Raw genomic sequence first — 6806 nt, 5'->3', positions numbered from 1 at the left:
CCTATGGGGCGGTCCGACGTTTCGGGAGGGTTGGGCGGGCGGCGTTCCGATGAGGGGTGGATTTTCAAGACGATACAAATCTCAAACCCTACCAACCCCCACACTCCGAGTATCAGCTTCTAGCAACAATCAGCGGTTAAACCGTTCCACCAACGAATACTGAGTGTTCGCCGTTTTCGTCAGCTCTTCACTCAACAACGCCGAGTGTTGCGCCTGTTCCGAGGTCTGATCCGCCAGGTGCGAGATGTTGCTGATGTTGCGGCTGATCTCTTCGGCGACAGCACTTTGCTCTTCGGTCGCCGCAGCGATCTGGGTGGTCATGTCGGTGATGTTGGCCACCGCTTCGCTGATCCCCACCAGAGCCTGATCCGCTTCCAGAACCCGCGCCACACCTTCTTCAGCCTGGCGATGCCCGGCTTCCATGGTTTGCACCGCCGTGCTGGCGGTTTGCTGGAGCTTGGCGATCAGGGCGTGGATCTGCCCGGTGGATTCGCTGGTGCGTTGTGCCAGTTGACGGACTTCGTCGGCGACCACCGCAAACCCGCGACCCATCTCACCGGCACGGGCCGCTTCGATGGCAGCGTTCAACGCCAGCAGGTTGGTCTGGTCGGCGATGCCTTTGATCACATCGACCACGCCACCGATTTCGTCGCTGTCCTTGGCCAGTTGGGTCACGGTCAGGCCGGTTTCACCCACCACCACCGACAGGCGCTGGATGGCTTCGCGGGTTTCCCCTGCGATGTCGCGGCCGCGACCGGTCAGGCGATTGGCTTCCTGAGTCGCATCGGCCGTGCGCTGCACGTGGCTGGCGACTTCCTGCGTGGTGGCGGCCATCTGGTTGACGGCAGTGGCCACTTGCTCGGTTTCGACGCGTTGGCGTTCCAGACCGTTGGAGCTGTTATGCGCCAGGGTGTCGGACTGTTTTGCTTGGTCGCTCAGGTGCTCGGCGGTGTCCTGCAGACGGGTCAGGCAGGTTTTCAGGCGGGCTTCCTGGCTGAGGATCGACATCTCCAGACGTGCTTGAGCGCCGCGACTGTCGGTGTACATCTGAGCGATCAACGGGTCGGAGGTGGTCTGCCCGGCCAGGTGCAGCAGACGCTTGAGGCCGCGCTGTTGCCAGCTCAACCCCAACAGACCCAATGGCACCGACAGGCCGGCGGCCAATGCAAAACCCCATTGGGAATTGAGCGACGCTCCGATCATGAAGCTCAACTGGCTGACGAGGATGAACGGCAGCCAGTCCTGCAGCACCGGCAGCCATTTGTCTGTTGAAGGAATCGCCGACTTGCCCTGGTTGATGCGTTGGTAGAGCGCTTCGGCACGGCGGATCTGCTCGGCGGTGGGTTTGACCCGCACCGATTCGTAACCGACCACCTGATTGCCTTCGAAAACCGGCGTGACATAGGCGTTAACCCAGTAGTGATCACCGGTCTTGCAGCGATTCTTGACAATGCCCATCCATGGCAAGCCTTGTTTCAGTGTGCCCCACATGTGCGCGAACACCGCGGCCGGGACGTCAGGGTGACGGACCAGGTTATGCGGCGCACGGATCAGTTCCTCACGAGAAAACCCGCTGATCTCGACGAAAGCGTCGTTGCAGTAGGTGATCACGCCCTTGGCATCGGTGGTGGAAATCAACCGTTGCTGAGCCGGGAAGGTCCGTTCGCGTTGTGTAGTGGGTTGGTTATTACGCATGGCTTTTTCAATCCGCAAGGCTTTGACAGGGTGTCGGCATGATCGGGAATTTATTGAAGTAATTTTTCAATAATCAGTGGTTCGTCGCAAAACGACCATTGCGTCACCCGGCGAGCATCGGATAAGTGAACAGGCCGAAATGCAGCAGGTTCAGGCCGAAATGGGTGGCGATGGCCGCACCCAAGCCACCAAAACGGTAGGCCAGACCATAGCCGACACCTGCCAGGCTCGCCAGCAACACCCATTGCCAGCCAGCACCCACATGCACCAGGCCGAACAGCAGCGAGGCGAGGAGCAGGGCGAGGTTTTCACCGTAGGGCAGGTTTTTGAAGCACCGGGTCAGACCGCCCTGGATGTAGCCGCGAAAGAGTGCTTCCTCGACCAGGGTCACCAGCAGCAGATTGTTCAGTAGCCACAGCCAGGCTTGATCCGGCCACTTCGGTGCCCAGCTGATCACGCCCAGCAACAGCGCGCCACCCAAGGCGAGCACGGCGCTCAACGTCAGCCCCAGCGCGGTGGCATAAATGGAAAGGCGCAGCGAACGCCGGCCGACAATCCACGGGCAGACCAGCAAAAGCCAGAACCCGATCAGGGGTTTGTCCTGATTCAGGTACATGAAAAACGGCACGGCATCGTCGGTGAATTGCTGAGGGGCGAAACCACGACCGTTGTAGAAACCGGGAAGCCAGTGCATCGCCAGTGCCAGGACCAGGACGAAGAACACCCCATGACCGAGATAGCGGCCGGCTTGAACCTTTTGCTGGCGCACGGCGAAACCTGTGAACAGCAACAATGCGAAGGAGATTATGGCCAGCCAGCCGAGTTGGCCGTAGATCAGTGCCAAACCATAGCCGAGGGAGAGAAGGGCCAGGTAGTTCCATGGCAGAGCAATCATTCGGAATCCTTTAGAGCGGTGGCGTATTAGAAGGCTGCGATCCTTTCGGGGCGCGTGATTATAGGGACGTACACCCCACAAACAAAAACACCGCCCGAAGGCGGTGTCTGTGTCAGCAGGTTGTTACGAGGCAATCAACTGTCGTAACACGTAATGCAAAATTCCCCCCGATTTGAAGTACTCCACCTCATTCAGGGTATCGATCCGGCACAACACCTCGACTTTCTCGCGGCTGCCGTCTTCACGGGTGATCACCAGTGTCAGGTTCATCCGCGGCGTCAGCTCGACGCCGGTCAAACCCAGAATATCCAGCGTCTCCTTGCCGGTCAGGTTCAGACTCTTGCGGTTTTGATCCAGTTTGAACTGCAACGGCAACACGCCCATGCCCACCAGATTGGAGCGGTGAATCCGTTCGAAACTTTCGGCGATGACCGCTTTGACCCCCAGCAGATTGGTGCCCTTGGCCGCCCAGTCGCGGCTCGAGCCGGTGCCGTATTCTTGCCCTGCAATCACCACCAGCGGTGTGCCCGAGGCTTGATAACGCATCGCCGCGTCGTAGATCGGCACCCGCTCCCCGGTGGGGATGTAAATCGTATTGCCACCTTCTTCGCCGCCGAGCATCTCGTTGCGAATGCGGATGTTGGCAAAGGTGCCGCGCATCATCACTTCGTGGTTGCCGCGACGCGAGCCATAGGAGTTGAAGTCCCGTGGTTCCACGCCTTTCTCGCGCAGGTAGTGGCCTGCGGGGCTGTCGACCTTGATGTTACCGGCCGGGGAGATGTGATCGGTGGTCACCGAATCACCCAGCAGCGCGAGGACTCTGGCACCCGCGACGTCCTTGACCACTGGCGGCGGCCCGCCGATGTCATCGAAGAACGGTGGATGCTGGATGTAAGTCGAATCGTCCTGCCAGACATACGTCGCCGCTTGCGGCACTTCAATCGCTTGCCATTGCTCGTCGCCGGCAAACACTTCGGCGTATTCCTTGTGGAACATCGCGGTGTTGACCTGGTTCACCGCGTCGGCGATCTCTTTGGTGCTTGGCCAGATGTCCCGCAGATAAACCAGATTGCCATCCTTGTCGGTACCCAAAGGCTCGCTGCTGATGTCGATGCGCACCGTACCGGCCAACGCATAAGCGACGACCAGCGGCGGGGAGGCCAGCCAGTTGGTTTTCACCAGAGGATGCACACGGCCTTCGAAGTTGCGGTTGCCCGACAGCACCGAGGCGACGGTCAGGTCGGCGGCCTGAATGGCTTTTTCGATCGGCTCCGACAATGGCCCGGAGTTGCCGATGCACGTGGTGCAGCCGTAACCGACCAGGGCAAAACCCAGTTCATCAAGGTACTGGGTCAGGCCGGCAGCCTTGTAGTAGTCGGTGACCACTTTCGAACCTGGGGCCAGCGAGCTCTTGACCCACGGTTTGCGCTTGAGGCCTTTTTCCACGGCTTTCTTCGCCACCAGTCCGGCGGCCATCATCACGCTCGGGTTGGAGGTGTTGGTGCAGGAGGTGATCGCGGCAATCACCACCGCGCCGTTTTTCAATCGATAGGTCTGACCGTCGTATTCGTAGTCGGCTTCACCGGCCAGATCGGCATTGCCCACCGCGACGCCACCGCCGCCTTCACTTTCGAGACGACCGACTTCCTTGCTGGTGGGTTTGAATTGCAGGTCGACGAAGTCACTGAACGCTTGCGCGACATTCGGCAGCGATACCCGGTCCTGCGGGCGTTTCGGCCCGGCAAGGCTGGCTTCGACGCTGCCCATGTCCAGCGCCAGGTTGTCGGTGAACACCGGTTCCTGGCCCGGCAGGCGCCACAGGCCCTGGGCTTTGCTGTAGGCCTCGACCAGCTTCACGGTCTCGCTGGTGCGGCCGGATAAACGCAGGTATTCCAGAGTGATGTCATCCACCGGGAAGAAACCGCAGGTGGCGCCGTATTCCGGGGCCATGTTGGCGATGGTCGCACGGTCGGCCAGCGGCAGATCGGCGAGGCCGTCACCGTAGAACTCGACGAATTTGCCGACCACGCCTTTCTTGCGCAGCATCTGGGTGACGGTCAGCACCAGGTCGGTAGCGGTGATGCCTTCCTTGAGCTTGCCGGTGAGTTTGAAACCGATCACTTCCGGGATCAGCATCGACACCGGTTGGCCAAGCATCGCCGCTTCTGCTTCGATCCCGCCGACGCCCCAGCCGAGTACGCCGAGGCCGTTGATCATGGTGGTGTGGGAGTCGGTGCCGACCAGGGTGTCGGGGAAGGCATAGGTGCGGCCGTCCTCGTCCTTGGTCCAGACCGTGCGCCCCAGGTATTCCAGATTGACCTGATGGCAGATCCCGGTGCCGGGCGGTACCACGCTGAAATTGTCGAAGGCGCTCTGGCCCCAGCGCAGGAAGGCGTAACGTTCGTGGTTGCGCTGCATTTCGATGTCGACGTTCTGTTCGAAGGCGCTGGCACTGGCGAATTTGTCGACCATCACGGAGTGGTCGATCACCAGATCCACGGGGGAGAGTGGATTGATTCGCTGCGGGTCGCCGCCGGCCTTCGCCATCGCGGCACGCATGGCGGCCAGGTCAACCACGGCAGGGACGCCGGTAAAGTCCTGCATGAGAACCCGCGCGGGACGGTATTGAATTTCACGGTCGGAGCGACGTTCCTTGAGCCAGGCGGCAATCGCCTTGAGGTCGGCGCCGGTGACGGTTTTTTCATCTTCCCAGCGCAGCAGGTTTTCCAGCAGCACTTTCAACGACATTGGCAGCTTGTCCAGATCGCCCAAGCTCTTGGCGGCATCCGGCAAGCTGAAATAGTGATAGGTCTTGTCGTCGACTTGTAAGGTTTTAAGGGTTTTCAGGCTATCGAGGGACGGCATTGAAATGACTCCTTTGAGTCCGCACGGCTACGGACTGAGGGAACGAACAGAGGTTTAAACCTAGTCCTGTTTGGTGCTTAAGGCTAATAACTGGACTCTATGGCCAAGTCCAAGGTTCCGAACTCGGCTATCATGCGCCGGTTTTCGTGACAGGCTTTGCTTCAACGCAAGTCTGGGCATCGCGCAGTGGTTGAATTTCTCGCCATCTGCCCAGGAGTAAGAATGAACACCCTCTTTATGCATTGCCGGCCGGGCTTCGAAAGCGAAGTCTGTTCCGAGATTTCAGAACACGCCGCGCGGCTGAACGTGGCCGGTTATGCCAAGGCCAAGACCGCCAGCGCCTACGCCGAATTCATCTGCACCGAAGAAGACGGCGCCGAGCGCCTGATGCGTGGTCAGCGTTTCGCCGACCTGATCTTCCCGCGCCAGTGGGCTCGCGGGATCTTCATCGACCTGCCGGAAACCGACCGTATCAGCGTGATCCTCGCGCACATGGCGGACTTCCCGCTGTGCGGCAGCCTGTGGCTGGAAATGGTCGACACCAACGATGGCAAGGAACTGTCGAACTTCTGCAAGAAGTTCGAAGGACACCTGCGCAAGGCGCTGATGGCCGCTGGCAAACTGGTTGAAGATGCCCACAAGCCGCGTCTGCTGCTGACCTTCAAAAGTGGCCGCGAAGTGTTCATGGGGCTGGCCGAGTCGAACAACTCGGCGATGTGGCCAATGGGCATCCCGCGCCTGAAGTTTCCCCGTGAAGCGCCGAGCCGTTCGACCCTGAAGCTGGAAGAAGCCTGGCACCACTTCATCCCGCGCGATCAATGGGATGAGCGCCTGCACAGCGACATGACTGGCGTCGACCTCGGCGCCGCCCCCGGCGGCTGGACCTGGCAACTGGTCAATCGCGGCATGCTGGTCACCGCGATCGACAACGGCCCGATGGCGGAAAGCCTGATGGACACGGGGCTGGTGCAACACTTGATGGCTGACGGCTTCACCTTCAAGCCCAAGCAACCGGTGGACTGGATGGTCTGCGACATCGTCGAGAAACCGGCGCGCAACGCCGCGATGCTGGAAGAATGGATTGGCGAGGGGCATTGCCGCGAAGCGGTGGTCAACCTCAAGCTGCCGATGAAACAGCGTTACGCCGAAGTGAAGCGCTTGCTGGAGCGCATCGCCGACGGGTTCAAGGAGCGCGGTATTCGGGTCGAGATCGGCTGCAAGCAGCTGTACCACGACCGTGAAGAAGTGACCTGCCATCTGCGCCGGATCGACGTAAAGAAACCGAAATCCCGCTGATACACCCGGACCACTGTGGGAGCGGGCTTGCTCGCGAATGCGGAAGGACATTCAA

The 6806-nt window shown here is 60.2% G+C and carries 4 protein-coding genes; 1 reads left to right on the top strand and 3 read right to left on the bottom strand.

Going from position 1 to position 6806, the window contains the following annotated elements:
- Positions 1-129: 129 nt before the first annotated feature.
- From KGB23_RS17645 to acnA, 3 genes are all read right to left on the bottom strand, one after another.
- The gene (locus tag KGB23_RS17645) at positions 130-1695 is read right to left on the bottom strand and encodes a methyl-accepting chemotaxis protein (protein ID WP_150655309.1); all 1566 of its coding nucleotides are present in this window, start codon (positions 1693-1695) and stop codon (positions 130-132) included.
- A 103-nt stretch (positions 1696-1798) separates the two neighbouring features.
- Positions 1799-2590 carry a CPBP family intramembrane glutamic endopeptidase gene (locus KGB23_RS17640; protein ID WP_223431992.1) on the bottom strand — a complete coding sequence of 264 codons (792 nt, stop codon included), beginning with the start codon at positions 2588-2590 and terminating at the stop codon, positions 1799-1801.
- Positions 2591-2713: 123 nt separating this feature from the next.
- Complete coding sequence (acnA, locus tag KGB23_RS17635) at positions 2714-5455, bottom strand: aconitate hydratase AcnA (protein WP_223431991.1); 2742 nt, start codon at positions 5453-5455, stop codon at positions 2714-2716.
- 222 nt (positions 5456-5677) lie between these two features.
- Between acnA and rlmM the strand changes: the two genes are divergently transcribed.
- On the top strand, positions 5678-6751 hold the full coding sequence (gene rlmM, locus KGB23_RS17630) for a 23S rRNA (cytidine(2498)-2'-O)-methyltransferase RlmM (protein ID WP_223431990.1): 1074 nt from the start codon (positions 5678-5680) through the stop codon (positions 6749-6751).
- Positions 6752-6806 lie beyond the last annotated feature (55 nt).

Source organism: Pseudomonas sp. GL-B-26, assembly GCF_019947405.1.
In the GTDB taxonomy this organism is placed as follows: domain Bacteria; phylum Pseudomonadota; class Gammaproteobacteria; order Pseudomonadales; family Pseudomonadaceae; genus Aquipseudomonas.
Note: the sequence above shows the minus strand (reverse complement) of the source record. Positions and strands in the feature narration are given on the sequence as shown.